The sequence below is a fragment of the Cryptosporangium sp. NPDC051539 genome (assembly GCF_044454545.1).
Taxonomy (GTDB): domain Bacteria; phylum Actinomycetota; class Actinomycetes; order Mycobacteriales; family Cryptosporangiaceae; genus Cryptosporangium.
On sequence record NZ_JBITDV010000021.1, the window covers coordinates 86736 to 113607 of the forward strand.

The 26872-nt window shown below is 71.3% G+C and carries 25 protein-coding genes; 19 read left to right on the forward strand and 6 right to left on the reverse strand.

Annotated elements, in window-relative coordinates:
- Positions 1-55: 55 nt before the first annotated feature.
- Complete coding sequence (locus tag ACIBZJ_RS41720) at positions 56-1909, reverse strand: N-acetylmuramoyl-L-alanine amidase (RefSeq protein WP_395939144.1); 1854 nt, start codon at positions 1907-1909, stop codon at positions 56-58.
- 210 nt (positions 1910-2119) lie between these two features.
- Here ACIBZJ_RS41720 and ACIBZJ_RS41725 point away from each other — a divergent pair, with 210 nt between their 5' ends.
- Genes ACIBZJ_RS41725 through ACIBZJ_RS41770 form a run of 10 tightly spaced genes read left to right on the forward strand, consistent with a single transcriptional unit; the run spans position 2120 to position 13528 of the window.
- The gene (locus ACIBZJ_RS41725) at positions 2120-2659 is read left to right on the forward strand and encodes an RNA polymerase sigma factor (protein ID WP_395939145.1); all 540 of its coding nucleotides are present in this window, start codon (positions 2120-2122) and stop codon (positions 2657-2659) included.
- Positions 2656-3438: a hypothetical protein gene (locus ACIBZJ_RS41730; protein WP_395939146.1), complete on the forward strand. Its 783-nt coding sequence runs from the start codon at positions 2656-2658 to the stop codon at positions 3436-3438. The genes ACIBZJ_RS41725 and ACIBZJ_RS41730 overlap by 4 nt, the downstream gene beginning before the upstream one ends.
- 15 nt (positions 3439-3453) lie before the next feature.
- On the forward strand, positions 3454-4248 hold the full coding sequence (locus tag ACIBZJ_RS41735; protein WP_395939147.1) for an ABC transporter ATP-binding protein: 795 nt from the start codon (positions 3454-3456) through the stop codon (positions 4246-4248).
- Positions 4245-5537: a hypothetical protein gene (locus ACIBZJ_RS41740; RefSeq protein ID WP_395939148.1), complete on the forward strand. Its 1293-nt coding sequence runs from the start codon at positions 4245-4247 to the stop codon at positions 5535-5537. Before ACIBZJ_RS41735 ends, ACIBZJ_RS41740 begins: the two co-directional genes overlap by 4 nt.
- Positions 5534-6130 carry a hypothetical protein gene (locus ACIBZJ_RS41745; RefSeq protein ID WP_395939149.1) on the forward strand — a complete coding sequence of 199 codons (597 nt, stop codon included), beginning with the start codon at positions 5534-5536 and terminating at the stop codon, positions 6128-6130. Before ACIBZJ_RS41740 ends, ACIBZJ_RS41745 begins: the two co-directional genes overlap by 4 nt.
- A 2-nt stretch (positions 6131-6132) precedes the next feature.
- Complete coding sequence (locus tag ACIBZJ_RS41750) at positions 6133-7473, forward strand: phenylacetate--CoA ligase family protein (RefSeq protein ID WP_395939150.1); 1341 nt, start codon at positions 6133-6135, stop codon at positions 7471-7473.
- 52 nt (positions 7474-7525) lie between these two features.
- Positions 7526-9313, forward strand: coding sequence for a caspase domain-containing protein (locus ACIBZJ_RS41755; RefSeq protein ID WP_395939151.1), 1788 nt, complete (start codon positions 7526-7528; stop codon positions 9311-9313).
- Complete coding sequence (locus tag ACIBZJ_RS41760; RefSeq protein WP_395939152.1) at positions 9310-10185, forward strand: AAA family ATPase; 876 nt, start codon at positions 9310-9312, stop codon at positions 10183-10185. The genes ACIBZJ_RS41755 and ACIBZJ_RS41760 overlap by 4 nt, the downstream gene beginning before the upstream one ends.
- Complete coding sequence (locus ACIBZJ_RS41765) at positions 10182-11237, forward strand: VWA domain-containing protein (protein WP_395939153.1); 1056 nt, start codon at positions 10182-10184, stop codon at positions 11235-11237. Before ACIBZJ_RS41760 ends, ACIBZJ_RS41765 begins: the two co-directional genes overlap by 4 nt.
- A complete protein-coding gene (locus tag ACIBZJ_RS41770) occupies positions 11234-13528 on the forward strand; it encodes a CHAT domain-containing protein (protein ID WP_395939154.1) in 2295 nt (764 codons plus the stop codon). Before ACIBZJ_RS41765 ends, ACIBZJ_RS41770 begins: the two co-directional genes overlap by 4 nt.
- Here ACIBZJ_RS41770 and ACIBZJ_RS41775 read toward each other — a convergent pair.
- Positions 13505-14881, reverse strand: coding sequence for a hypothetical protein (locus tag ACIBZJ_RS41775; RefSeq protein ID WP_395939155.1), 1377 nt, complete (start codon positions 14879-14881; stop codon positions 13505-13507). The genes ACIBZJ_RS41770 and ACIBZJ_RS41775 overlap by 24 nt on opposite strands.
- A gap of 72 nt (positions 14882-14953) precedes the next feature.
- Here ACIBZJ_RS41775 and ACIBZJ_RS41780 point away from each other — a divergent pair, with 72 nt between their 5' ends.
- Entirely contained in the window at positions 14954-16324 is a 1371-nt protein-coding gene (locus ACIBZJ_RS41780; RefSeq protein ID WP_395939156.1) for a hypothetical protein, read from the forward strand.
- A gap of 5 nt (positions 16325-16329) precedes the next feature.
- On the opposite strand, the gene ACIBZJ_RS41785 is transcribed toward ACIBZJ_RS41780, so the two are convergent.
- Positions 16330-17313 (reverse strand): aldo/keto reductase, encoded by a 984-nt coding sequence (locus ACIBZJ_RS41785; RefSeq protein ID WP_395939157.1) that lies wholly within the window; start codon positions 17311-17313, stop codon positions 16330-16332.
- Between the two features lie 101 nt (positions 17314-17414).
- On the opposite strand from ACIBZJ_RS41785, the gene ACIBZJ_RS41790 reads away from it, so the two are divergent.
- The 4 genes from ACIBZJ_RS41790 to ACIBZJ_RS41805 all read left to right on the forward strand — a co-directional run bounded on the left by ACIBZJ_RS41790 (position 17415) and on the right by ACIBZJ_RS41805 (position 20474).
- Positions 17415-18245 carry a helix-turn-helix transcriptional regulator gene (locus ACIBZJ_RS41790; RefSeq protein ID WP_395939158.1) on the forward strand — a complete coding sequence of 277 codons (831 nt, stop codon included), beginning with the start codon at positions 17415-17417 and terminating at the stop codon, positions 18243-18245.
- A gap of 61 nt (positions 18246-18306) precedes the next feature.
- Positions 18307-18768, forward strand: a complete 462-nt coding sequence (locus tag ACIBZJ_RS41795) for a nuclear transport factor 2 family protein (protein WP_395939159.1) — start codon at positions 18307-18309, stop codon at positions 18766-18768.
- 54 nt (positions 18769-18822) lie between these two features.
- The gene (locus ACIBZJ_RS41800) at positions 18823-19629 is read left to right on the forward strand and encodes an alpha/beta hydrolase (protein WP_395939160.1); all 807 of its coding nucleotides are present in this window, start codon (positions 18823-18825) and stop codon (positions 19627-19629) included.
- Positions 19593-20474, forward strand: coding sequence for an RNA polymerase subunit sigma-70 (locus ACIBZJ_RS41805; protein ID WP_395939161.1), 882 nt, complete (start codon positions 19593-19595; stop codon positions 20472-20474). The genes ACIBZJ_RS41800 and ACIBZJ_RS41805 overlap by 37 nt, the downstream gene beginning before the upstream one ends.
- Here ACIBZJ_RS41805 and ACIBZJ_RS41810 read toward each other — a convergent pair.
- Complete coding sequence (locus tag ACIBZJ_RS41810) at positions 20412-20840, reverse strand: MerR family transcriptional regulator (RefSeq protein WP_395939162.1); 429 nt, start codon at positions 20838-20840, stop codon at positions 20412-20414. The genes ACIBZJ_RS41805 and ACIBZJ_RS41810 overlap by 63 nt on opposite strands.
- A 28-nt stretch (positions 20841-20868) precedes the next feature.
- Here ACIBZJ_RS41810 and ACIBZJ_RS41815 point away from each other — a divergent pair, with 28 nt between their 5' ends.
- The 3 genes from ACIBZJ_RS41815 (at position 20869) to ACIBZJ_RS41825 (ending at position 23935) form a co-directional block, all read left to right on the forward strand.
- Positions 20869-21522 carry a siderophore-interacting protein gene (locus ACIBZJ_RS41815; RefSeq protein WP_395939163.1) on the forward strand — a complete coding sequence of 218 codons (654 nt, stop codon included), beginning with the start codon at positions 20869-20871 and terminating at the stop codon, positions 21520-21522.
- A gap of 82 nt (positions 21523-21604) precedes the next feature.
- Positions 21605-22795, forward strand: coding sequence for an N-methyl-L-tryptophan oxidase (gene solA, locus ACIBZJ_RS41820; protein ID WP_395939164.1), 1191 nt, complete (start codon positions 21605-21607; stop codon positions 22793-22795).
- 18 nt (positions 22796-22813) lie between these two features.
- The gene (locus ACIBZJ_RS41825; protein ID WP_395939165.1) at positions 22814-23935 is read left to right on the forward strand and encodes an aromatic ring-hydroxylating dioxygenase subunit alpha; all 1122 of its coding nucleotides are present in this window, start codon (positions 22814-22816) and stop codon (positions 23933-23935) included.
- 98 nt (positions 23936-24033) lie between these two features.
- Here the strand turns inward: ACIBZJ_RS41825 and ACIBZJ_RS41830 are convergent, their stop codons facing one another.
- Positions 24034-24747 (reverse strand): SDR family oxidoreductase, encoded by a 714-nt coding sequence (locus ACIBZJ_RS41830; protein ID WP_395939166.1) that lies wholly within the window; start codon positions 24745-24747, stop codon positions 24034-24036.
- A gap of 57 nt (positions 24748-24804) precedes the next feature.
- Here ACIBZJ_RS41830 and ACIBZJ_RS41835 point away from each other — a divergent pair, with 57 nt between their 5' ends.
- On the forward strand, positions 24805-25194 hold the full coding sequence (locus tag ACIBZJ_RS41835) for a MerR family transcriptional regulator (protein WP_395939167.1): 390 nt from the start codon (positions 24805-24807) through the stop codon (positions 25192-25194).
- Here the strand turns inward: ACIBZJ_RS41835 and ACIBZJ_RS41840 are convergent.
- A complete protein-coding gene (locus ACIBZJ_RS41840) occupies positions 25168-26160 on the reverse strand; it encodes a 5'-3' exonuclease H3TH domain-containing protein (RefSeq protein ID WP_395939168.1) in 993 nt (330 codons plus the stop codon). The two genes, ACIBZJ_RS41835 and ACIBZJ_RS41840, sit on opposite strands and share 27 nt — an antisense overlap.
- Positions 26161-26872: the final 712 nt, after the last annotated feature.

Consider the following 26872-nt stretch of genomic DNA (forward strand, 5'->3'; position numbering starts at 1 on the left):
GGGACTCCTCCGGCCCGGCGCACGGACAGCCCGCCGGGCGGGAGGCAACCACGGATCAGGCGTAGGTGACGTCGGAGAGTTTGACGTAGGCCCAGCGGTGGTTGAGGGAGATCGCCAGGTACGTCTGCGCTCCCTTGATCAGCGTGTGGCTCAGCGGGTCGTTCGCACCGTCGAACCGCGCGTAGTAGTTCGCCGCCGGCGTGACCTCACCGACGACGTACTTCTGACCGGCCGCGATCGTGTACTGCAGCGGTGTGCCGACGTCGGGGGTCACCCCGGCCGGGTACTCGGCCGCGTCCGGGAACGCCTTGCCGTACGTCGGGATCGAGGTCTTCCCGGCGGCCGGCGTGACCGTCTTCACCCGGATCCCGCACTTCTCGACGATCGTGTGGCCGGGGTCGTGGATCCACGCCTGCTTACCGGCGAACCAGATCGCCACCCAGTCGTCCTGCACGCCGGCCACCACGTACTGCCGGCCGTAGGCGGCCTTGTCCGACCAGTCCTCGGCGTTCCTGGTGCCGGGTGAACCGCTCGGCTGCAGCGCGGGGTCGTTGATCAGCGGGGCGTCGTCCTGCGGGGCGCTGTAGAGGAACGTGAAGTTCGTGCCCTGCTCGGGCAGGTTCTGGCAGGGCGGGGGCGAGCAGCCGGGGATCGCCTGACGGTTCGCGGCGAAGCCGGGAGCGATCGTGACCACGTCTCCGGCGGCCGGCGCCTGGTTCGTGCGGCTCGGCGTCCGGATCAGGTCCAGGTAGTGCTGCCAGTCCCAGTACGGTCCCGGGTCCCAGTGCTGGGTGGCGACTCGCGCCGCGTCCCGCCCGGGCACCTCGTCGTGGCCGATGATGTGGTTGCGGTCCAGCGGTATGTGGTACTTCGCCCCGAGATAGCGCACCAGCTCGGCCGAGGCTTGGTACATCGCCTCGGTGTACCAGGTGGCTCCCTCGCGCGCGAAGCCTTCGTGTTCGATGCCGATCGACGTCTGGTTGATGTTCCAGTTGCCGGCGTGCCAGCCGACGTCCTTCGTCCGCAGCATCTGGGTGATCTCGCCGTCGCTCGACCGGATCACGTAATGCGACGACACGTACGTGAGCGGGTTCTGGGCCGACGCGATCGTGCTGTCGTACGAGCTCTCGGTGTCGTGGATGACGATGTACCGGATCGTGTCGCCGTCGGCCGGACGGTCGGCCGGGTCGTAGTTGCCGTAGTCGTTGGAGTCGTCCGGGTCGTTCCAGGCGTACGCGGCCGGGAGGAAGCGGCAGGTGACGCCGGACGGGCACTCGACCGCGGTGCCGGCCTTGGTCTCGGCGTGCGCCGGGGTCGTCACCGCGGTCTTCGGCAGCACGATCCGCTGCCCGTTCCTCGTCGTCCGGGTGACACCGGCCCGCATCGACTCGAACACGTCGTCGGCGAACGCGTCGGCGCCACTGGCCTGCGGCGACCCGCTGTACCAGGCGACCGCCGGGTACCAGCCGCCGGTGGTGGCCGGTAACGTGCCGCCGCCCCGCTTCTTCGCCTCGTCGGCCAGCAGCAGCGCCCCGCCCCGGATGTTCAGCGCCCGGTCGGTCTTCAATCTCCCGGCGTCGGAGCCCACGAGGTCGGCCGCGGTGTCCAGGCGGTGCAGCGACTCGTCGTTCTCGATCGCGGCCGCGTCGACGTCCGCGCCCCGGCCCCGTGCGTCCTCCGCGCGCACGTCAGCCGGGTCGACGTCGGTCAGGTGCATCGGGCCGAATCCGCCCGCCGCGCTCGCGGCGCTGCCGTGGTCGTCCCAGCGCGTCAGCCGGTACGAGACCGCGAGCAGCACCGACACCGGCACGTGCGACTCGGTTGCCGCGGCGGCGAACTCGGCCTGCATGGTCGCGTCGGCGGCCGGTGCGGCGTCCGTGGCGGGCGGCGGCACGAGGGCAACCGCCACCACCGACAACGCGGCTGCGAAAACACCGTACCTTCGGTATCGATTTGGTGCCGAAACCTCATCTCTATACATAGGTAACGACCCTATACATAGGACACAACTCGCGCCGGAAGGTCATTGCGGCTCGCTGTCGTCCCGGGAGATGACGCAGGTCACAATCGCCGGAGAACCGTAGCTCACGGTCCCGTCGTCTCTCTGGGCGTGAAAGGCATGGCAGAACTCGACGAGGAAGGGCTCGTGCGACGCGTCGCCGGTGGTGACCGGGCAGCGTTCGACGAGCTCTACCGGCGTACGTCACCGTGGCTCGCGGTCCGGTTGCGCCGCCGCTGCGCCGACGACGACGTGGTCGCCGACGTCCTCCAGGAGACCTACCTGGCGGTCTGGCGGGCGGCCGGCAGCTACGCGGGCACCTCGACCAACGGCAGTGCGGTGGGCTGGCTCTGGAGCATCGCCGCGAACCGTCTGGTCGACGCGTTCCGCCGCCGGGCCCGTCAGGCCCGGGTGCCTGCGGTTCCGCTGGCCGAGGCGACCGCACCCGCCGCCGAGGACGAGGTGATGGCCGGTCGCGTCGACCAGGACCTCGAACAGGCGCTGCTGCGCCTGCCGCCGGAGCTGCGTCAGGTGTTGCAGGCGATGGTCCTCGACGGGCTGACCGTCCGCCAGACGTCCGTACTGCTCGACGTGCCGGAAGGCACGGTCAAAACCCGGGCCCGCCGGGCCCGGATCGCGCTGCGGGAGGCGCTGTCATGAACCACCCCACCGATGCCGTGCTCACCCGCTACGCGACCGGGGGGCAGGGCCTCGACGACGTCGCACTCTGGTCGATCGAGACCCACCTCGACACCTGCGCCGACTGCCGGGCCCGGCTGACGGTCGGCCCGGAGACGGAAGCGGTGCTGAGCCGGGTCGCCACCGCGATGAACGACGAGATCGGTACCACGGCCCCGGCCCGCTACCGGAGGCACCAGGCCGTCCAGCGCCGGTGGTTCACGTTCATGCTGCTGCCCTGGCTCGTGATGACGCTCGCGGTGCTGGCCTGTGCGGTGATTCTCGACGCGGCCGAATCCAGCCTGCCGTCGCTCGTCCTGCTCGTCGCTCCGATCGCGCCGCTGCCCGGCGTCGCGGTCGCCTGGAGCCGGAAGACCGACCCGGCCTGGGAGCTGATCACGACCACGCCGGCGGCCGGCCTCGCGATGGTGCTCCGCCGCACGCTCGTGGTGCTCGTCGTCGTGGTCCCGGCGCTGCTCGTCGCCGGAGCGGGCGACCCGCTGGGGCTGATCCTGCTGCCCTCGCTGGCTTTCACCGCCGCCGCGATCGCGCTCGGTGCGCTCGTCGGCGTCCGCCGGGCCGCGATCGCACTCGGCTCGGCCTGGACCCTCGCGGTCCTGTTTCCCAGCGTGCTGACCGAAAGCCCGTCCCCGCTGCTCCGACCGGACAGCACCGCTGTGTGGGCCCTGGCCGTCGTGGTGGCGGCCGCCGTCGCCGCGCGGAGCGGGAACCACTTCCGCCGCTTGTCCAGCGGCAACTAACCCCCTGGAGATCACATGCGTTCGGTGAGCGCGGCCGAAACGGCCCCCACCCGTCATCCCTGGCTCGTCCACGCGGACTCACTGGAGGTCCGCGCCGGACGGCACCTGGCCGTCGACGGCCTCGACCTCACGCTCGACCGCGGCGTCCACGGCCTGCTCGGCCCGAACGGCGCGGGCAAGACGACGCTCATGCGCGCGCTGTCCACCGTCGTCAAGCCGGCGGGCGGCACCCTCACGCTGCTGGGCCGGCCAGTCGACGGCCGCGCCGACCTGCGCGAGGTGCGCCGGTCGCTCGGCTACCTCCCGCAGCAGTTCGGCTTCTACCCGCGCTTCACCGTGCGCGAGTTCGTCGAGTACGTGGCCTGGCTCAAAGAGATGCCGAAGTCCGCGATCCCGGACGCCGTCCAGCGGGCCGTCGACCGGGTCGGCCTCACCGAACGCGCGGACAAGCGGATGAAGACGCTCTCCGGCGGCATGCTCCGCCGTGCCGGGATCGCCCAGGCCATCGTCAACGACCCGGAGCTCCTGCTCCTGGACGAGCCCACGGTCGGGCTCGACCCCGAACAGCGCCTCGACTTCCGCAACCTGCTGCGTGACCTGGGCGCGGACAGTTGCGTACTGGTCTCCACCCACCTCGTCGAGGACGTCGTGGCCGCCTGCTCGGACGTCGTGCTGCTGAACGTCGGAAAGCTCCTCTTCCAGGGGACGCCCGACGGCCTCGTCGCCCACGGCGGCGAGCGGGACGCGGGAGACAGCCCGGCCGAGCGGGGCTACTCGGCGCTGCTGCGAGCACACCGGGAGAACGCATGATCAGGATGTTCGGAATCGAGCTCCGCCGGAGCTCCGCGCTCGGCGCGGCCCTGATCCTGGTGGTCGCGGGGATCGCGACGCTCTATGTCACGCCGCAGCGCTGGTCGCACGGCTGGATGTCGCTGGCCATGACCCAGCGGGAGTACCTGGCGCTGCTGTCGCCGCTCGCGATGGCGGCCGGTGCCTGGCAGTCGTTCCGCGAGCACCGGTCGCACGTCGCCGAGCTGTTCGCCAGCGTGCCCCGGCCGCGGCCGCAGCGGATCCTGCCGATCCTGGGAGCGACCGCGCTCGCGGTCGTCGTCGCCTACCTCGTGGTGCTCGCCGGAGCGATCCCCCGTCTGCTGGGCACCGCGGGGTACCTGCCGGTGGCCGCGTTCGCGGTGACGGCGGTCGGTCTGCTGGCGATGATCGCCTCGGTCTGGATCGGGCTGGCCGTCGGACGACTGGTCCCGGCACTCGCGACCGCGCCGGCGCTCGCCGTCGCCGGCTTCGCGCTGCAGACGTTCGCGCCGCAGGCGTTCGACAACCCCTGGTTGTTCGCCGCGTTCTCGCCGAGCATGGGCATGAGCCAGTTCAGCGACTACACCACGGTGCCGGGCCGCCTCACCGTCGGTCAGGGCGTGTGGATCGCGGCGCTCGGGGTGGCCGCGTTCGTGCTGTTCGCGGTCCGGGGGCGGCGCGCGGGGGTCGCCGCGCTGGCGCCACTGGCGGTCGGCGCGGCGGCGACGGTGCTGGTCCTGCCGACCGGTTCCGACTTCGGCCGGGCGACGGTCGACCCGGTGGCGCAGGAACTGGTGTGCACGAACGACGCTCCGCGGATCTGCGTCAGCCGGGTGCACGAGTCGCTGCTGCCGGACGTGACCCGGTCGGCGCGGCGTGCGCTGACGGCACTGGCCAAGGTCCCGGGCCTGCCGGTCACCGAGGCGCACGAAGACACCACCACGTACCTGCCGCTCGTCATGCCGGCGCCGCGGGCCGGTACGGCGCTGATGGACGTCGGCGTCGACAAGGACGGCGGGCTCGCGCACCCGGGCCGCTTCCAGACCACGCTGCTCACGAACGTGTTCGCGGGCCCGCGCACCTGCACCGAGGTCAACAACTACGGAGCGGCCCACGCGGCGGCGCTCTGGGTGCTCGGGACCGACACGGGCCTGACCGATCCCGATCCGGAGGCGGTCGCGCTCTGGCACCACCTGCGGCAGCGGCCGGACGCGGCCGACCGGCTGGCCGCCGCCTACCGCGCCGCCTGGCGGTGCCAGGACGCCGCCGCGGTGCTGGAAGCCCGATGAGGCGGGTGGTTCTCTACGCACGCTCGCGGCGGGCGCCGGTGGCGGCCGCGGCGGCGGCCGGAGCCGTCGGCGCGGTGTGGGGGATGGCGGCCTACTTCAGCGGGCCCGGCCAGGTGTCCGGCCCCACGCTGACCCTCACGGTCCTGCTGCTGGTCGCCGTGGTCACCGCCACGCTCGGCGGCCCCGACGACGCTCTCGACCGCACGGCCGCCGCTCCCTGGCGGTGGTTGCGGACGTCCCACCTGTGCGCCGCGCTGCTGCTCGTCCTGGGATTGCTGCTGGTCACGCTGCTGACCGGTACGCGGTTCGGCCCCACCGGGGCCGTCGTGCGCGACGCGGCCGGTCTGCTCGGCCTGACCGCACTCGGAGCCGCGGTGGCGGGCGCCGGGCGGTCCTGGTTCCTCCCTCTCGGCTGGACGCTGGCCGCGACGGTCTTCCCCGCTGCGCATCCGGCCGGAGAGGCACTGACCTGGCCGGCCCAACCGGCTGACAGCCGGGCCGCCGCGGTCGTCGCGGCGGTGCTGGCGGTGGCGGGTTTCGCCGCGTACGTGACCCGGGGCCCGCTTCCCCGGGCGGCCGACGAGAATCCGTAGCCATGAGCCTCGACCCGATCGCGCTGTTCCGCGACGTCGCGACGACCGTGCCCGCCTATCGGCACTTCCTCGCCGAACGGGACGTCGATCCGGCCGGCGTCGTCAGCCGGGCGGATTTCCGGACGCTGCCCACGATCACCAAGGAGAACTACCTGCGGGCGTACCCGCTCCCCGATCGGTGCCGGGGTGGGTCGCTCGACGGGTGTGACACGGTCGCGCTGTCGTCCGGATCGTCGGGCCTGCCGACGGTGTGGCCGCGGAGGCTCGAGGACGAGCTCGCCGCGACCGCGCGGTTCGCGCAGATCTTCCGGAACTTCGGCGCGGAGGAGCGGAGCACGCTCGCGGTGATCTGCTTCCCGCTCGGGAACTGGGTCGGCGGCATGTTCACCGCCGCGGCCTGCCGGCACCTCGCCGCGCGAGGTTTCCGCATCCTGGTGGCGACGCCCGGCAACGTGGTGGACGAGATCCTGCGGGTCGTGTCGGCGCTGGGGGAGTTCTACGAGCAGACCGTGCTGCTCGGGTACCCGCCGTTCGTCAGGAACGTGATCGACGCGGGGGCGGCTCGGGGCGTCGACTGGCCGGCCCGGCGTCTGAAGCTGGTGTTCGCCGGCGAGGTGTTCAGCGAGCGCTGGCGCGATCTGGTCTGCGATCGCGCCGGCATCGACGACCCGGTGACGGACACCGCCGCGATGTACGGCACCGCGGACGCGGGTGTGCTCGGCAACGAGACGCCGCTCAGCGTCCGCGTGCGGCGCCGGATCGACGATCCGGCCACGGTCTTCGGCGACGCCCGGCTGCCGACGCTCGTGCAGTACGACCCGGCGCACCGGTACTTCGAGTCGGAAGGCGGTGCGCTGGTGTTCACCGCCGACGGAGCCGTCCCGCTGGTCCGCTACGACATCGGGGACGACGGAGGGGTGCTGCCGTACGCCGACCTCGCGCCCGAGGGCGCCGAACCGGAGGAGGCGGGGCCGGAGCAGCCGTTCGTGTACGTGTTCGGGCGGACGCTGTTCGCGGTCTCGCTGTACGGCGCGAACGTGTTCCCGGAGAACGTCGCCGAGGCGCTGGAAGCCCCCGACCTCGTCGGCTGGACGACCGGCCGGTTCGTGATGCGGGTCCCGGAGAACGGCCGGTTCGACGTCACGGTCGAGCTGGCGCCCGGCCACCAGGGCGAGGGCCGGGAGGCGAGGGTCGCCGACGCGATCCGGTCCCACCTGGTCGCCGTCAACAGTGAGTTCGCGCACTACGTGCCGGAGGATCGGCAGCACCCCGAAGTCCGTTTCCGCCCGGTGGGCGACCCCGACAACTTCCCCGTCGGGGTCAAACACCGCTACTCGCGGTGAGCTCTGTCCGTCATGGACGGAGGAGGGCGGGGCGAATCAACCGGGGGGATTCATGGCACGTCGTGCGCTTCTCATTGGTGCACAAACGTTTGGCCTGCAGGGTGTCGAGCACGACGTGCCGGCAATGGCGGCGGCGCTCGACGCGCGCGGCTTCACCGATGTCCGATCGTGCGAATGGGGAGACGCGACCCGCGACGGCATCCTCGCCGCCTACGAGAAGCTCATCGCCGACACCGCGGCCGACGACACCGCACTGGTCTACTACAGCGGTCACGGTGACTACTTCGCGCCGCTGCCGGAGGAATCCGTCGCGGTCACGCGCAACGACCGCCAGTTCATCGTGCCGACGGACTTCACCGAGGACGGTGACTTCCGCGGCATCACCGGGATCGAACTCTCGGTGCTCTTGGGCCGGCTGACCGAGAGGACCGGCAACGCGGTGGTGGTGCTCGACTGCTGCCACTCCGCGCTGATGTCCAGGAACCTCGGTGACCTGCACGTTCGTCAGCGGCCGAGCACGGCCGGCCTGGACTACGAGGTCATCGCGGCCCATTTGCGGCGGCTGGTGGCCGACGGTCTCCAGGTCGGCCTCGCCCGCTCCACGGGCAACCAGAACGCCGTCCGGCTGGTGGCCTGTGGCCAGGACCAGGGCGCGTACGAGCGGCCCCGGCACGACGGTCCGGGGTGGTACGGCGTCTTCACCCGCGCACTCGTCACGACGCTTCAGGAGGCGTCCGACGTGCGAGTGAGCTGGTCGACGCTGATGGCCCGGGTCCGGGCGCAGGTCCAGCGCCGAGGCTCCGTCCAGCGGCCCGAGGTCGAGGGGCCGTCCTCCCGCGCGCTGTTCGAGGTCGGCGACGCCGAGTTTCCCGGCTCGCTGCCGGTGATCCCGGCCCGCGGTGGCCGGGCCCGGATCGATGCGGCGCCGCTGTTCGGCGTGCAGGTCGGTGACGAATTCGAGGTCGAGTCGGACTCGGGGGAGCAACTCGCCACCATCCGCGTCGACGAATGCGACCTCACGTCCGCGAGTGGTCCCCTGTCCCCACCGACCGAGCTGCCGGCCGGGGCACGCGCCCACCGGACGAGCGCGGCCGCGCGGCGCGTTCCGGTGCGGATGCCTCCGCCGGTCGCGGCGGCCGCCGCGTCGAGCATGTTCGCCCGTCCGGCCGACCCGGAGGAAGATGCCGCGTTCGAGGTCGAGCTCACCGACGATGAGCTGACTCTGCGCGACCGCATCGGTCCGTTGCACGCTCACCTCCGTTCCGATCCGGACGCCATCCGGCGCACCGTCGGCGATCTGGACCGGGTTGCCCGGGCGACGCTGCTCCGCGAGCTCCGCGACGAGTCGACGGCGACGTACCCGGTCACCGTCGAGTGGGGCCGCGTGGTCGGCGACCAGACGCATCCGTTGCCGCTGATCGGCGCGTCGCTAGGCGTCGGTGACCTGGTTTATCTGGCCGTCCGCAACAACGGTGACGTCCCGCTCCACGTGTCCGTCGTCGACATCGGGCTGTCGTACGCGCTCACGCAGCTCACCGAGGAAGCCCCGTCGGGCGTCCGGCTGGATTCCGGCCGGTCGTACGACTACGGCTGGAACGACGGCGCCCGGCGGTGGGAAGGCTTTCCGCTGGAGTGGCCGCTCGGGCTCGGCACCGAGTCGCCGCGACCGGAGACCGTGCTGGTACTCGTGACCAGACGTCCGCATGACGTCACGGCGCTGCGGCAGCAGGGCGTAGGGAGCCGCGACCTGCGCCGACCGTCGCCGTCGGATGGCTCGCGGAGCGGGCTGCTGGTCGAATCCGTCGAGTTCGTGCTGAGCCCGCAGGGGGCACCGGAATGACCGCCGGATGGTCGATACCGGCCGACCCGACGGCGCTCCGGACGAAGCTGGCAGACGTCGACTACCTCGCCGACGACGGACTGGCGGCCGCCGCCTTCCTCGCGCTGAGGATGCACCGGCCGCTCTTCCTGGAAGGCGACCCGGGCGTCGGGAAGACCGACTTCGCGCAGCGGATCGCCGACGCGTTCGGCGTGAGCTGCATCCGGTTGCAGTGCCACGCCGGTCTGGACGCCGCTCAGGCACTGTACGACTGGAACTTCCCGCGTCAGATCCTCGCGATGCGGGCCGCCGAGAGCACCGGCGAGGACCGCTCGCAGATCCTGAACGGGCTTTACACCGGCGAGTTCCTGCAGCGCCGGCCGATTCTGGAGGCTCTGCAGAACAGTCCGGCAGTGCTGTTGATCGACGAGGTCGACCGGGCCGACGACGAGTTCGAGGCGCTGCTGCTGCAGGTCCTCGAGAAGTACACGGTCAGCGTGCCGGAGTTGGACGAACCGATCGAGGCGACGACACCGCCGCTGACGATCCTGACGTCGAACCGCACCCGCGAGGTGCACGACGCGCTCAAGCGACGCTGCCTGTACCACTGGATCACCCATCCGACGCCGGACCAGGAGACGGACATCCTCCATCGGCGGGTGCGCGATCTGCCGGAGGGACTCGGCCGGCAGATCGCCGAACGAATGGTGCGCGTGCGGGGTGCCGAGAACATCGTCAAGACGCCGGGAGTGGCGGAGTCGATCGACTTCGCGACGGCACTGACCGCGATCGGCGCCGTCACCTTGGATGAGTCGGCGGTCCGGACCGTGGTGAGCACGGTCGTGAAACACCACGACGACCTGGAGCAGGTCTTCCGCCTGCTCGCGGCATGAACGAGCTGCTGGCGCTCGTGCGCGATCTGCGGGCGGCAGGCATCGTGATCAGCGTCGACCGCGTGATCGTGGCCGCCGAGGCGCTCCGCAACCTGCCGGGCGACCCGTACCGGGCACTGCGCGTCTCGCTCTGCGTCCGCCGAGGCGACCTGCAGGTGTTCGACGCGGTCTGGCGTGACCGCGCTTCGGCGCAGCGGGTGGACGCCGCGACGCCGATCGTCGTCGCGAGCACCGCCGGTGAACCGGAGGTGCTCGCGGACGGGCTCGACGCGCTCGAGGCGCAAGGCGGATCGGGCTCCCTCGGAGACCTCACGACACGGGACGTGGCGACGCTGACCGACGCCGAGCGGGCCGAGATCGCACGGCTGATCGCACTGCTCGTCCCGGCAACCCGGCGCCGGCCCTCTGCGCGCCGGGTCCCGGCCCGCCACGGCCGCATCGACGCTCGCCGGACGGTTCGGCTCTGGCTCCGGAACGGCGGCGAGCCCAGCCGGGTCCTCTACACCCGCCGCGGCTGGCGTCGCCGCAGGCTGCTGCTGCTGATCGACGTCAGCGGATCGATGTCGGAGTACAGCGAGGCGATGCTGCGGTTCGCGCACGCGGCCGTCGCCGCGAGCCCCACCACGACCGAGGCGTTCGCGATCGGAACCCGGTTCACCCGGCTGACCTCCCAGCTCCGCGGACGCGATGCCGGTCAGGCGATGCGGACGGTCGCCGAGACCGAGGCCGATTGGAACGGCGGGACGACCCTCGGCCAGGTCCTCCGGCAACTCCTCCACCAGTGGGCCGGGCGTACGGCGGTCCGGTCGGCGATCGTCGTGATCAGCTCCGACGGGTTCGAGTTCGACGCCGATTCGAGCGCGCTCCCGGCGCAGGTCGCTCGGCTGGCCCGCCTGGGCCATGTGCTCATCTGGGTCAACCCCGAGGAGCGGCACCCCGGGTTCGAGGCGATCAACCCGGCTCTGGAAGACAGCTTGCCGTACGTCACCCACACGCTGTCCGGGCATTCCGTCGCCTCGCTCCGTGAGCTGGCGGAGCTGATCGCCCGATGACGACGATCTCGGAGCCGGTTCGCCGGGTGCTCGCCCGCGACGACCTGTTGATGATGGCGATCGACGCCGACGAGGCGGTCGGTATCGTCCGCCAGCGCGAGGCGCTGTCGCGGCTCTCCCGGGACGAGAAGTCCCTGTTCTCGACCGCGCTCGAACATCACCTGTCGGTCGCCGAAGGCGCGGGCGGGAGGGCAGGCAAGGCACAGGCCTGGCGTTACGCCGGCGTCATCGTCCGGTTCTGCGAGCTGGTGGGTATCCCGGTCGAGCAGCCGGGCGGCAAGGACTACCGGTCGGAGGAGTTGCACGCGAACTCCCTCGACGAACTGCGGGATCCGGTCGACCACAAGGCTCCGCCGCGAGACCTCACGCTGTATTTCTTCAACCTGTACGCGACCGCCCGTGACCTGCGCCTCGGTGGGGATCTCAAGGGTGCGCGCCGGCGGGCCTGGGTTTCCGCACACGCCCTGCTCGCCAGCGGAGCCGAACCCGAGCTGGCGCATCTCATGTTCGAGGTGGGCGCCGCCGTGATCGGGGCCGGGCAGGCGGTCCAGGTGGAGCGCCTGCTCAAGGAGCTCGACCGGTACTGGACGACGACGCGGGCGGCCCACTACTCGACCCGCTACCGGTTCGACCTGATCCGCGCGATCGCCCGCTGGGAAGCCGGTCATCCCGACGCGGCCAAAGGACTCGACGAAGCGATCAGCCTCGTCGGTCAGGGGCCCGAGGCACTCAGGTCGGCGGATCCGGGGCTCGAGAAACTGTCGATGGTCCTCACCGAGGCAGAGTTCCGGGCGCAGCGGGCGACCTCGCCGGAGGAGCAGCGTGAAGCGGCGCGGCTGGGACACGAAGCGCTGAAGATCGCCGAGGACGTGCGGGGCCGTTGGCGGGTGGTCGCCCGTTCGCGAGCGCCGCTGGCGGTCGTCTTCCATCGCATCTACGGGGACATCGCGCTGCTCGCGGCGAGCCTGCCGGTTCCGGAAGCGGCTCGTCTGGGGCTGCGGGTGTCACTCTCGGCGAAGCAGACGGGGTTCGCCGCCCGGATGCGGTCCGGCCGGCAGCTGATGAGTTCCACGATCGAGGGGATCATCGAGTCGATCATCGACCTGGAAGACAGCGACAACCCGGACGGTGTCGGCTCGCGCCTCGACGAGCTGCGGTTCGAGCTGGCGGAGGCGGTCTCGCCGATGCTCGCTGACACGGTCATTCCGCTGCCCACCGATCTCAGCACGGTGACCAGCCGGATCGGCTCCCGGCACGCGCTGGACTATCAGGAGTTGCCCGACAGCCTGGCGGGGGCGCCGAACCTGTTCCGGACGCTGATCCGGCCCGACTCGCGAATCACGTTCGAGCGATTCCACCCGGACGCCTTCCACGCCACGCTGTTCGAGCGCGCGCGGACGGAGGAGAACCTGGCGACGGTGATGCGGGGCAGAGACCTGCGTCCGACGGGCCAGGGGGTCGGAGACCTCGATCGGTTCGACTGGTTGACGCTGGGTGAGAGCATCCTGCCGGCCGAGTTGCGCGACGATCTCCGCAGCGCGCCGGACCCGGTGGAGCTGCTGATCTCGGCCCATTCCTGGCTGTGTCTGGTGCCCTGGCCCGCGCTCGAGTTCACCGGCGAGCACGGTCGGCGTCTGCGCCTGGTCGAGCGGGCGAACGTGACGCAGACCCCGGTGTTCACCTGCCTGCAGCACGAGCGCCCGGCACCCGTCACCGGCCGGGCGATGATCCGGCTGGTCGGCCAGAACGAGTACGGCGTCGACGTGACCGAGGAGCGCGCCGCCTGGGGGCTGGAGGCCTCCACCGACGGTGTGCCACTGAGCGAATGTGCGATCCGGGGTAGCGACCGTCCCGAACCGCTGACCGGGAAGCTGACCGACGCGCGGGGCGACTGGGGTTTCGTCCATATCGCCGCCCATGGCGACGGCCGCGGACTGGAGCAGCATCTGCGCATCCCGAACGATTCGGTGTCGTTCGCCGGCGCGCTCGGGCTCCACTGGCCCGGCTCGGTGCTGATGGCCTCCTGTCACGTCGGCCAGGTCATCAACGAGGCTTCGGCCGAGCCGCTGAACCTGGTGATGGCGCTGCTCACCGGGGGAGCACGCTGCGTCGTCGCCGGTATCACCTCGGTCGACGACCAGGGCACCGGCGCCTTGGCCGGTCGCCTGGTGAGCGCCATCCGCTCGAGCGGCGTCGCGCTCGACGTGGCGCTCCACCAGGCGCAGCGGGCCGCCGCCGCAGCAGGCGCGCCGGAGCGGGAGTGGGCGCTACTCGCCGCGTATACGCAGTGAGGGCCGGCTCGCGGCCTCCCGGAGCGCCGCCTCGACGCGGTCTCGCCGGCCCGGCTGGTTGGAATAGCGACCCAGCTCGAACCAGTCGCGCCGCCACTCGAGATAGTCCTCCGGGTCACCGGTGAGCGACCGCAACGCCAACGCCGACTGGACGAACAGGGGCATGGTGGCGCTGCCGATCATGCTGCCCCGCACCCTGGTCGAACCCTGGGAGGCCGGTGCCAACCATCCGGACAGCGCTGCGATCGCCTTGCCGTCCAGCGGATCGGGCTCGAGACACGGATCGAACGGAGCCTCGGAAGGGAGCGAGTAGCCCGGCCGCAGCAGCGCGAGGTTGAGCCGTAGCTGCACGAGAGCCCGCTGATGGTCTTCGTCCCAGGGCACTGGCTCCCCGTCGCGGTCGGTCACCGGTTGCTCGGTCGCGCGGTACGCCCGGACGAACTGCTCGGTGAGCGCCTCACGGTGTTGCCGCCAGGTGAGGCCGTTGGCGGGCAGGCGTCCGAGGTCTTCCATGGCCGGACAGAGCGCCAGCGCGATCAGCGCCGCCCGGGCGCACATGATGCCGGGATTGCGGTAGCCGGTGACCAGCGCCATGCGCTCCTCGGTCACCGTGTGCACCAGACCGTGTGTGTCCTTGATCCGCTGGGCCGTCGCCAGCGCGCGAGCACCGATGTCGGCGCCGGTGGTCACGTCGCGGTAGATGCGCTGCACCCACCGCTCTTCGTCCTGGCGCGTGCCGGCGGAATACTCCTCGGCCCAACGGCCCACCACCCGCTCGGCGGTCCGGCACGCGGTGCCCGTTTCGGCGAGCGCGAGTTGCAGCAGCACCTCGTCGAGGGCGAGCACGAACCGCGCGCGGGCCGGGTCGTCGCCGAGCGAGTCCAGATAGCTGCGGTACCGCTTGTCGGCGTCCCGATGGGAGTGCCAGGCCAGGTCGTAGCTCTCCTCGGTGTCCCGCTTCGACTCGGCCAGCGCCTGCGAGCGGATCGCGCCGAGAGCCCGAGGGGCGAACTCCGGCCAGGGGAGCTGTCTGGCGGCCTCCGCGAGACGATTGACCTGGTGATAGGCGATCTCACTCCGGGTGCGCTCCGGTCCGTCGGCCGCGCTCTGGAAGGAGGCGTCGATCTGCCGCACCGCGTTCCAGCTGGCTTCGTAGATCAGCCAGCCCGTCAACGGCAGCAGTTCGAGCAACGGCTCCGGTGGCAGTTGGGCCGGCTCCCGGCCGACGTAGTAGTGCGCGCGGTACTGCTCCACCTCGGTCTCGATCAGGTCGATCACGGCGTCGTCGATCGATGCCGTCGGGGTGCTCCGGAGGTACACACACCACTCACGCAGCCCGGCAGCGTCCATCATGGTGTGTCCTTTCTCCACGTCTCGTCCGTCAGAGGCTGACGGACGCGGGGGCGTGTTCGAGGGGGGAATCACATGACGCTGACGCCTGAGCAGCTGCGCGAACTGTGCCGGGGGATCCGGAACCGGGGCAAGAAGGGCGGGCCACCTCCGGGGAGCCCGGAAGTGGACGACGGTCTCGTGCGCCAGATCGAGTCGGACGTCGACGAGTACCGCGCCCGGTACTACCTCGAGCCGCGTCCGCAACTCCCGCCGGAGCCGCTGCGCGAACTGCTGCCGTTGATGGGCTGGTTGATCTACGAAGCGTCGCTCGACCGGCTCTGGGTCGTGAAGCCGGGCTGGACCGAGGAGGACGCGGGGTCGGCGGCGGCGGCGTCCCTGGTCGAGCGGCTGGCTGATGCCGGGAGAGCGCTGGTGTGGCCGGAGTTCGCGCCCCGCGCACTCGGTGCGACCCGGGCGCAGGCGCTCGTGGAGTCCAAACGTGACACCGAGGAGGGCTACGACCGGGCCTGGCACTACCACCGCGAGGCCGAGAAGAAATACCGTGTCTACCTCGATACGCTCGGTCATCTCGACGATCGAGCGGACTTCGTCGTCGCGCTCGACGAAGTGCTGCTGCAGCTCGGCCTGGCCGAAACCGGCACCGCGTGCCGTACCGCGGAGCGGGTGGTCGGGCGGTGGGACGACGAGTTCGAACCGCTCTACGGTGACCGCAGCAAGCGTGAGCAAGACCGCTGGGTCCAGCGGATGTTCGCGCAACTCATCCAGGGAGTCGAGACCGGCGAGACGGCGGTAGCCAACGCCAAGCGCATCCAGGAGGTGCACCGGTTCGTCTATCAGGTCACCGAGGCCCGGCTGACGCTCCCCGTCGGTCTGCGCAACCCGGCGATCATGACGTGCCGCGCGTTGCTGCTGGCGTACTCACTCTGCCCGGCGATGGAGCGGTCCGGGCGGATGCCGCCCGACGGCGCGCAGAGTTGGAGCAGCTACCAGAAGGCGCTGCTCGAGCGCTTCAACGAGCCGTTCACCGCGTTGTGTGCACCGGTGCAGAAGGAGGACGAGACGGACTGGCCGCTGAGCGACGACCACCGCCGCTCGCTCGTCCAGCTCTGCCTGCACCTCGGCCTGGTCACCCCGCGACACGTGTTGCCCTGCGAGGCGGTCATCGACGGGAGCTTGACGTTGAAAGTGCTCGACGACGACGTGGTCGAGGCGATCTCGGTATGGCTGACCGCCGAAGCGGGCGGAAAGCAGCGCGGCGACGCCAACACGATCGGCACCGCGTCGATGCCGGCTTTCATCGCGTCGGTCGAGGCCTGCCGCCAGGACTCGGGTCGCGCCAGCGACTATCGGCTCTGGCGCCTGAGGTACCCGGACCTCGACCGATACGCGGAGCAAAAAAACCGGGCGATCCGGATCGCCCGGATCCTGCGCAGCCTGGAGTAGCCGGCTCAGTTGCCGACGTCGAGCATGGCCATCATCGCGGTGGGGTAGCGGTCGCCTCGGGCCGACCCCCTCGGCACCGCCGTCTCGATCTGCGCCAGATCGTCCGCGCTCAGCGTCACGTCCAGAGCCGGCAGCGCCTCGGCCAGGCGCTCGCGCGTCCGTGCGCCGACCAGCGGCACGATGTCGGGCCCCTGCGCCAGCACCCACGCGATCGCGAGCTGCGCGACCGTGCACCCCTTCGCCGAAGCGACGCGCCGCAAGGCGTCCACCAGAGAGAGGTTGTGGTCGAGGTTCTCGGCCGCGAAGCGGGGCTGGAGGCTCCGGCCGTCGCCGGCGGACGGCGGTCCGGCGTTCCAGTGGCCGGAGATAAGGCCGCGCGACAGCACGCCGTACGCGGTCATCCCGATGCCCAGTTCGCGCAGCGTGGGCAGAACCGACTCCTCCACCCCCCGGGAGACGATCGAGTACTCGATCTGCAGGTCGCTGATCGGATGCACGGCGTGCGCACGGCGGATCGTCTCCGCACCCACCTCGGAGAGCCCGACCTGCCGGACGAAACCGGCGTCGACCATCTCCTTGATCGCGCCGATCGTGTCCTCGATCGGGACGGCCGGGTCCAGCCGGGCCGGGCGGTAGACGTCGAGGTAGTCGACGCCCAGGCGGTTCAGCGAGTAGTTCAGGAAGTTCTTCACCGCGGCCGGGCGGGCATCGACGCCGGCGATCGAGCCGTCGGGGCCGCGCAGCGCCCCGAACTTCACGCTCAGCAGGTAGCTCTCGCGCGGAACGCCCCGCAGGGCCTCGCCCAGCAGCATCTCGTTGTGCCCGTTGCCGTAGAAGTCGCCGGTGTCGATCAGCGTGACGCCGGCCTCCAGCGCCGCGTGCACGGTGGCGATGCTCTCCGCCCGGTCGGACGGACCGTACGCGCCCGACATGCCCATCGCGCCGAGTCCGAGGGCGGAGACCGGGGTTCCCAAGTTTCGTGTCTGCATGTCTCGAACGTTCCCCCGGTCACGGCGAACCCGGGAGAGGAGGGCTCATCGTGGGAGAGCCGCTCCCTGGACAACGGCGGAGCAACCGGCAGCATGGATCCATGCAGCGTGCCCAGCTCGCCGACTTCCTGCGCCGGCGCCGGGAGGCGATCCGGCCGGGCGAGGTCGGCATCGCCGACGGCCCGCGCCGCCGCACGGCCGGGCTGCGCCGCGAGGAGGTCGCGATGCTCGCCGGGATGTCGGTCGACTACGTCGTGCGCCTCGAGCAGGGCCGCAGCAGCCAGCCGTCGACGCAGCTGCTCGGCGCGCTGGCCCGGGCGCTGCGCCTGACCGACGACGAGCGCACCCACCTGTTCCACCTGGCCGGCCACCAGCCCCCACCGTCGGTCGGCAGCGCGCGCCTGGCCCGCGCCGGCCTGGTGCGGATGCTCGACCTGCTCGGCGACACCCCGGCGCTGGTGATCTCCGACCTGGGGGAGGTGCTGGCCCAGAACCGGGCGTCGCTGCTGCTGACCGGCGACCTCTCCGGTGGCACCGGCGACCGGCGCTACTCGATCTACCGCTGGTTCACCGAGCCGGAAACCCACGCGGTCCATACGGCCGACGACGCGGAGCACCACGCCCGCCGGCTCGTGGCCGACCTCCGCGCCGTCGCCGGCCGCCGGTCCGGCGACCGCGAGGTCGCCGCGCTCGTCGAGCGCTTGCAGGCCGTGAGCGCGGACTTCCGGCGTCTCTGGGCCGAGCACGAGGTCGCGGTCCGCCGCGCCGACCGCAAGACGTTCGTGCACCCGCGGGTCGGGCCGATCCTGATGGACTGCGAGACCCTGGTGACGCCCGACCTCGGTCAGCAGCTGCTGGTCCTGTCTCCGGCCGACGCGGACGCCCGCGAGCGGCTCGAACTACTGCGGGTCGTCGGCGTCGAGGAGTTCTGAACCCGGCCCGGCCCGGCGAACCCGGACGACGGCCCGCGGGAGCGTTTGGCAGGCTGGGCCCATGACTGACGCGCGCCCGCCGTTCCCGCCGTTCGACCTCGTGTCCGCGACGAAGAAGGTGCAGGCGGCCGAGGACGCCTGGAACAGCCGCGACCCGCAACGGGTCGCGCTCGCCTACACGCCGGATTCGGTCTGGCGCAACCGGGACCTGTTCCTGCACGGCCGGGGCGAGATCGTCGAGTTCCTCACCGCGAAGTGGCAGCGAGAGCTCGACTACGTCCTGCGCAAGAGCCTCTGGGCGTTCACCGACGACCACATCGCGGTCCGGTTCCAGTACGAGTGGCACGACGCCGGAGGCCAGTGGTTCCGCAGCTACGGCAACGAGCTCTGGGAGTTCGACGCCCAGGGCCTCATGCGGCGCCGCGAGGCGAGCATCAACGACGTGTCGATCAGCGAGTCGGACCGCCGCTACTTCGCCGCGCGGACGCCGGACGAGCACGGCCAGGAGATCCCGCTCCGGTAGCGGACCGGCGGGCGGAGCCGATTCCTTTCCGGCGTCCGGCCCGGTCCAAGCCGCATGACCGATCTGAACAACATGATGTGGCAGGAGCGGGCCGCCGGGAACACCGACCGGCCCTGGGAGTCGCTGACCACCGAGCCCGGCGGGCTCGAGCCGACGCTCGAGCTGCGGCCGCCGGGGGCGGAGGAGGGCGTGACGTTGCTGGCGATCCACGGCGGCGGGTTCGTCAGCGGGTCGATCGAGACCCACCGGCGGATGTTCGGGCACCTCGCGCTCGCGGCCGGCCTCACGACCGTCGTCGTCGACTACGGGCTGGTGCCCGCTCACGTGTACCCGTCGCAGCTGGACGCCGTGACCGCGGCGTTCCGACGACTCGCGGGGCGGGTGGCGATCGTGGGCGACTCCTGCGGGGCGACGCTCGCGCTCGGCGTCGCCCTGCGGGCGCGGGACGCCGGGTTCGACGAGCCCGCGGCACTGGTGCTCATGTCCCCGTGGGTGGATCTGACCGTCTCCGGAGCTTCCTTCGACGCCGGGACGGACCCGTTCTTCACCCGCGACCTCTGCCGCGGCCTGGCCGCCGGCTACCTCGGCGGCGCGGACGACCCGGCCGCCGACCCCGGCCGCGCCGACCTGCGAGGGCTGCCACCGACGTACGTCCAAGCCGGTGCGGACGAAGCTCTGGTGGACGACGCCCGGCTGCTGGACCGACGATTGCGGGCGGCGGGGGTCGACGTGCGCCTGGACGAGTTCGCCGGGCAGTTGCACACGTTCCAGATGGGCGCGGGCCACTCGGCCGCCGCCGACGACGCGATCGGAAGGGCGGGTTCGTGGCTGCGCCGCACGCTGAGTTCGACGCGGCCGTAGAGCCGTGGCGGCGGGAACTGGTCGGGTACTGCTACCGCCTGCTCGGAGCCTGGGACGACGCCGAGGACGCCGTGCAGGAGACGTACGTGCGCGCCTGGCGGTACTGGGACACGTTCGAGCACCGCTCGTCGGTCCGGACCTGGCTGCACCGCATCGCGACCCGGGTCGCGTTCACGGCGATGGAGGGGCGGCAGCGGCGGGCGTTGCCGTCCGGGCTCGGCAACTCCGACGGGTTCCTGCCCTGGTCCGCCTGGGTCCAGCCCTACGCCGACGATCGCGACGACCTGCGGCTCGCGCTCGTCGCCGGGCTGCAGACGCTGACTCCGTCCCAGCGCGCGGTGCTCGTCCTGCGTGACGTGTTCGCGTTCCCGGCGCCCGAGGTCGCCGAGCTGCTCGACGTCAGCATCGGAGCAGTGAAGAGCACGTTGCAGCGGGCGCGGGCCCGGCTGGCGCGGGAGGCCCCGCGGCCGGACGACGTGGTGGAGCCGCAGGATCCGATCGCCCGGCGGCAGCTCGACGCGTACGTGAAGGCGTTCGAGACCGCGGACGTGGGGCTGCTGACCGCGGTCCTGCGCGCGGACGCGTCGCTCGAACTGCTGCCCGGGCGGCGCTGGTTCGACGGGGTCGCCCAGTGCGTTCCGGTGCTGACCGACGCGGTCGGGGCGCCGGGCGACTGGCGGATGGAACCGGTGGTCGCGAACGGGCAGCCGGCCGCACGGGTCTGGCTGCACGGCGAGCCGATGGGTCTGGCGGTGCTGGACAGCCGGGCCGACGGGATCGCGTCAATCACGGTGTTCGGCGAGCCGGGCCTGGTCGGTCGTTTCGCGCAGCCACTCGTCGAGTAGCTCGGCGAGGTCGGGGCAGGTGCGGTAGTCGGGGTGCGGGCAGTTCAGCGCCTGCTCGATCATCGTCAGCCGCAGCCGCGCCCGGGCCAGCTGCTCCGCGGCGATGGCCCGCTGGCGTTCGAGCGCGCCGGTGCGATCGCCGGCGTCGAGGGCGGTGAGCGAGTCACGGATCTCGCCGAGGCCGATACCGAGGTCGCGGGCCATCCGGATCAACGCCACCCGGTGGACGTCGGCCTCGGCGTAGCGGCGCTGGCCGCGCTCGCGCGCCGGGCTGAGCAGGCCGGCGTCTTCCCAGTGCCGCAGCACGTGGGGCGCGACGCCGCAGCGGGCGGCGAGCCGGCTGATCGTCAGCGAGCTTGACTTCATGTGCACATTAGGGCGCATCGTTCGGGTCATGAGCAACCTGATCGAGCGGGCCGCGAGCCGCCTGCTGACGACCGCGACCGTCGTCGGGAACACACCGGTCAGCGACGCGCTGCACGAGGTCACGCTGACCGCGCCCCAGTTCGCGGGCTGGGAGTCGAAGCCGGGGCAGAGCGTGCGGCTGATGTTCGGGCTGAGCGCGCTGCGTACCTACTCGATCTGGTCGCGGGCGGGTTCCGAACTCGTGCTGCGCGGTCTCGGACACCACGGGCGCGGGCCCGGCAGCGCGTGGATGGCGTCGGCGCGGGCCGGAGACACCGTGTCGATGACGAAGCCGCGCGGGGTGTTCGGGCTGGATCCCGGGGCGCCGTGGCATCTGTTCGCCGGTGACGAGTCGGGGTCGGTGCCGCTACTGGCGATGAGGGCCGAGTTGCCGTCGCACGCCGTGGTGCACGGGGTCCTGGAGGGTTCGGGGGCGGACGGGGAGTTGCCCTGGGTGAGTGGTGGGCTGGCCGCGGCCGTCCGGTCGTTGGATCTGCCGGACGAGCCCGGCGTCGCGTACCTCGCCGGGGAGCAGGCCGTGTGCCTGGAGATCCGGCGCTACTTGCGAGAGGAGCGGGGCTGGCCGCGCCGGGCCGTCCGGGTGTCGGCGCACTGGGCCCCGGGCAAGCGCGGACTCGAGTGACGCATCGCTGCACCCCCGTTCGAGACTGAATTGTTAACACCATCGATATCTATGGCGGAATATTTCTATACACACTCAGGGCATGGCGACCGCGACGCACTACCGGCACATCGTCGTCGGCTCGGGCGGTATCGGCTCGGCCGCGGCCTACTGGCTCGCCGAACGCAGCCACGGTGACGTCCTGGTGCTCGAGCAGTTCGCCCTCGGCCACGAGTTCGGCTCCTCCCAGGACCACTCCCGGATCATCCGCTACGCCTACAATGCGGTCGAGTACACCCAGTTGGTCGAAGCCAACTACGCCACCTGGTTCGACGTCGAGCGCCGCAGCGGGCAGCAACTCGTGTTCCCGACCGGCGGTCTCGACCTGAGCCCCGGCGCCTTCGGCGAACAGCAGATCCAGGCCTACGCCGACGCGCTCGACGCGGTCGGAATCACGTCCACCGCGATGGACGCGGGGGAGATACAGCGGCGCTGGCCGCAGTGGACGCTCGCCGACGACGTGGTCGGCCTCTACCAGGCCGACGCCGGCGTCCTCGCGATCGGGAGGGCCAACGCGACCCACCGGGCCCTGGCCCGCGAGGCGGGGGCGACGTTCCGGGACGACACACCGGTCCGGCGGCTGGTGGACGCCGGGAATCGCGTCGAGGTGCACACCGACGACCAGGTCTTCACCGCGGACTCGATCGCGCTCGCCGCCGGCTCCTGGACCGTGCCGCTGACCGAAACGCTCGGCGTGAGCTTCCCGATCCTGCTCAGCCAGGAGCAGCTCACCTACTTCTCCAGCCCGCACCTGGCCGAGTTCGCCCCCGACCGCTTCCCGATCTGGATCTGGCACGGCGAGGACGACTGTTTCTACGGGCTGCCGGTCTACGGGGCTCCGGGGGTCAAAGCCGGTATCGACATCAGCGGCACGATCGTCACCCAGGAGACCCGCACCTGGGACCCCGACCCCGCGCAGCGCGAGCACCTCACCCACTGGCTCGCCGCCCACCTGCCGCACGCCGTCGGCCCCGAGCTGGCCACCAAGTGCTGCGTCTACGACCTGCCGCCGGACCGCAACTTCATCCTCGACCTGCTGCCCGGCCATCCGCGCGTCGCGATGTTCGTCGGTGCGGGGCACGCGGCGAAGTTCGCGAGCTTCGCCGGCCGGCTGCTGGCCGACCTCACGGCCGAGGGCGGGACCGAGTACCCGATCGAGGCGTTCTCGGCGACCCGGCCCGCGCTGACCGACCCCGACCACCCCGTCGACTACCTGTTCTCCGGCGCGCACTGACACCCCTGGGAGTGCACGATGACCTCCTCCCTGACCCCCACGCTCCCCGGCCACGCCTACACCGACCCGGCGACGTTCGCCGCCGAGGAGGAGCGCATCTTCGCCCGCGAATGGATCTACGTCGCCCGCGGCGACGAACTGGTCCCGCGCGGGAAGGTGCTCCGACGCCAGGTCGGTCCGGAGAGCGTCATCCTGCTCCGCGACCGCGCCGGCGTCCTGCGGTGTTACCTCAACGTCTGCCGCCACCGCGGAGCGCAGCTCTGCTCCTCGGACTCCGAGACGCTCGGCAACGCGATCCGCTGCCCGTATCACGCCTGGACCTACGCCCACGACGGACGGCTGATGGCCGCACCGAACTTCGCGGCGATGCCGCCGTCGGACCGGGAGAGATCCGGTCTGCTCCCGGTGCACGTGACGGAATGGGCGGGCCTGGTCTGGGTCAATCTGGACGCTGAACCGCAACCGCTCGAACGGCAGCTGGCGCCGCAGCTGACCTACCGGTTCGGCGGCTCTCCGTCGCGGATCGAGCGGTGGGGGATCGGCGACCTGGTCGTCGGCGCGCGGAAGACCTACACGGTCGCGGCCAACTGGAAGCTGATCCAGGAGAACTTCCAGGAGTGCTACCACTGCGGCACGATCCACCCCGAGCTCGTCGACGCGATCCCGGCGTTCGCGCGCACGTCGGAACTGTCGGCCGGCTACCAGCCCGACGGCTACCGCTTCGCCGACGGCCTGGACGCGTTCTCGGTGACCGGTCAGGCCAGGTATCCCCGGCTGCCGGGGCTCTCGGCCGCGGACGAGCGTCGCTACTTCGGCATGGTGCTGCGGCCGAACTGTTTCCTGTCGCTGCTGCCCGACCACGTCATCGTGCACCGGTTCCAGCCGGTGTCGCCGAGCGTGACCGTCGTCGAGTGCGACTGGCTGTTCGATCCGGCGGTGGCCGCGGCGCCGGGATTCGACCCGACCGACACCGTGGAGATCTTCCACCGCGTCAACCAGCAGGATTTCGCGGCGGTCGAAGGCTGCCAGCCGAACATGAACTCGCGCGCCTATCGCCGCGGCGGTGTGCTCGTTCCACTGGAGACCGAAACGATCAACGACAACTATTACCGGTGGTATCGAGAGGCGATGGCCGGCTGAATCGCCTTCACCCACCCGGGTGGGTGGGTGAAGGCGGCCCATACCACCACGGATTCCCGCTGCCGGTTGGACGAGGAGCCGGCGACCGGCGCCGGTCCTCAGGCTGCCGGGTGGGCGGCGTCGCCGTAGAAGTTCTCCGGGTCGTGGGCGACGGCGGTCTTGACGGTCCGGCTCCACTCGTCGACGACGACCTCGAGCTTCCCGGCCTCGATCCCGTCGAGCGCCGCCCGCACGACGTCGACCGGCGACACCTTCGGACCGTCGTAACCGGCCATCATGTCGGTGTCGGCCGCGCCGAGGTGCAGGCCGGTGACGAGCGTCCCCTTCGGGGCCAGCTCCAGCCGCACCGAGTTGGTCAGATTCCAGGTCGCGGCCTTCGCCGCCGCGTAGGCGCCGGCCCCGGGGTACGCGAACCACGACAGCGCCGACAGCACGTTGAGGATCGCTCCGCCACCGTTGCGGGCGAGCGCCGGTGCGAACGCGCGGACCATGTGCAGCGTCCCGTAGAAGTTCGTGTCGAGCTCCCGCCTGATCACGTCCAGGTCACCGCTGACCAGGTCGGTTCCGGTCGTGATCCCGGCGTTGTTGACGAGCAGCGTGACGTCGTCCGCGACGGCGGCGGCGGCCGCGATCGACGCCGGATCGGTGATGTCGATCCGCAGCGTCTCCACGCCGGGCACGTCGATGCTCTCCGGCGTGCGCGCGGTCGCGTAGACCTTCGACGCGCCCCGCTCCACGAGCTGTGCGGCGAACTGCCGCCCGATGCCCCGATTGGCGCCGGTGACGAGTGCGATCGAACCAGAAATTTTCATGCGGCTACGCTAAAACCTGACGTTGACGTCAGAGGCAAGAGTTGTGTGGAGGAGCACATGCGTATCGGAGAGCTGGCGAGCCGGGCGGGCGTGAGCGTGCGCGCGCTGCGCTACTACGAAGAACAGCAACTATTGACGTCGTCCCGGACCGGGAGCGGGCAGCGGGTGTATCCCGACTCCGCGGTGGAGCGGGTGCGGTTCATCCAGCAGCTCTACGCCGCCGGGCTGTCGAGCAAGGCGATGCTCGAGATCCTGCCGTGCGTCCACACCGGTGACGTCACGCCGCAACTGCTCGGCCGGCTCACCACCGAGCGCGAACGGATCGACCGTCAGATCACCGAACTCACCAAGACCCGCGACCGGCTGGACGGAGTGATCGTGTCGGCGATCGAATTCCGGGACGGGAAGGCGTGCGCCGTCTCAGAACAAGGCGAGCTGGTCGGGTGAGGGCTCCCGGCGCGCCTTCACCGACCTCGGGTACTTGGGCGGCTCGGGGTCGGGCTCCGGCGGGGGAGTGCGACCGGTCAGCGCCCAGAGCGACGGCCCGAGAATGATGCCGCGCCCGGCCAGCGCCTGCCGCATCGTCGCGTACGAGAGCGGGAGCCGCGCGGTCTCGAGCTCGGGCACGGGCAGGTCGGTGCGCATCCGCATCAACCGGCGATTGAGCTCCACCCGCGTCCGGGCCTCGTCGGTGTCGAGGCTGCGCGCCGCCACGTCGCCGACCACCGCCCGCACGTCGTCGGGCTCGGCCTTCCACGCCGCCTCGACCGTGCCGAACGCCGCGAGCAGCCGCCCGGCCAGGATCGTGCCGAACCCCCGCACCCCGGGCAGGTTGTCGGACGGGTCGCCGCGCAGCGCCGCCAGATCGCGATACTGCGACGGCTCGACGCCGTAGAGCTCCTGCAGCATCGGGGGCGTCATCATCACGGCCTCGTCGAGCCCGCCGTTGCGGACCCGCAGAACCGACGTGTCGTCGTCGATCAGCGCGAACGCGTCCCGGTCACTGGTGACGAGCACCGATCGCCAGCCACCGCGCTTCGCCGACGCCGCCGCGCTCGCCAGCACGTCGTCGGCCTCGTAGCCGCGGTGGACCACCGTGCAGAGCCCGGCGGCACTCACCAGGTCGGGCGCCGCGGTGATTTGTTCGGCGAGGTCGCCGGCCTTCTCGGGCCGGTGGGCCTTGTACTGGGGGTAGTCGGCCTGGCGTTCGGAGTGCTCCCCACAGTCGAACCCGACCACCACCGCGTCGGGCCGGAGTTTGGCCGCCGCACGGGCGACGTACCCGACCAGACCCTTGAGCGCCCACACCGGCCGATCGTCGGAATCGAGCAGCTTCCCGGTCGCCGCCGCGTGGTAGGCGCGGTGCAACAAACTGTTGCCGTCGAGGACGAGCAACACGGGAGGGGACGCCACCCCCACAGATTAAGCCGCGCGTCCGACAATCGCCGGGGTGTGATCCGTGGGGGATCCATTCAGGAATCCGAAGAGTCGGGCGAGCGTCTGCATTCCGGTCGTCGATCGGGTGGGTCCGGCTGACCGAAACGCTGACCCCCGCCCCTCGGGCCCGGGTGGCGGCGGGTCGGGCAGTAGCTCCGTGCAGAGCACTCGCCGTCGGCGCCCGCGGCCGGGCGTCACGAACTGTTTCCTCGTGCGGACGCTCCGCGCTGCGCGCGTTGGTGGTGCACAACCGGCCTGAACCGAGCTGACCAGCGCAGATACTGTTCATTCCGGAGCGGGCACGACCGTGTGTCCACCGACACGGTTAATCGGTTTGCGGTTCGGCCGTTCTGTCGCGTAGATTTCCCAAGGCCCGCAGGGGAGACGGACAAGCACCGGACGCGCAAGCGGCCGGCTGGACGGCCCGCGGGAGAGCAGACGATCCAACCGATGAAAATCGGGGGGTAGCGCTGCGTCCGGGCGAAGCGGCCGATTTGGCGCCGCGAGATCGACCGGATAACGTAGTGACGCAAGACGCCGAGCGAATTAGGGCGGCGGTAAGGCCCCGATAAGAAAACAGAGCGAATTTGGTTCTGCGGAATGTGTCGGGTACGGTTGGAAAGCGCTAGACGGTAGGGAAGCAAGCCCCGACGGAGCCTTGGCGGGCCGAGATGGTGCGCGTGTGTTG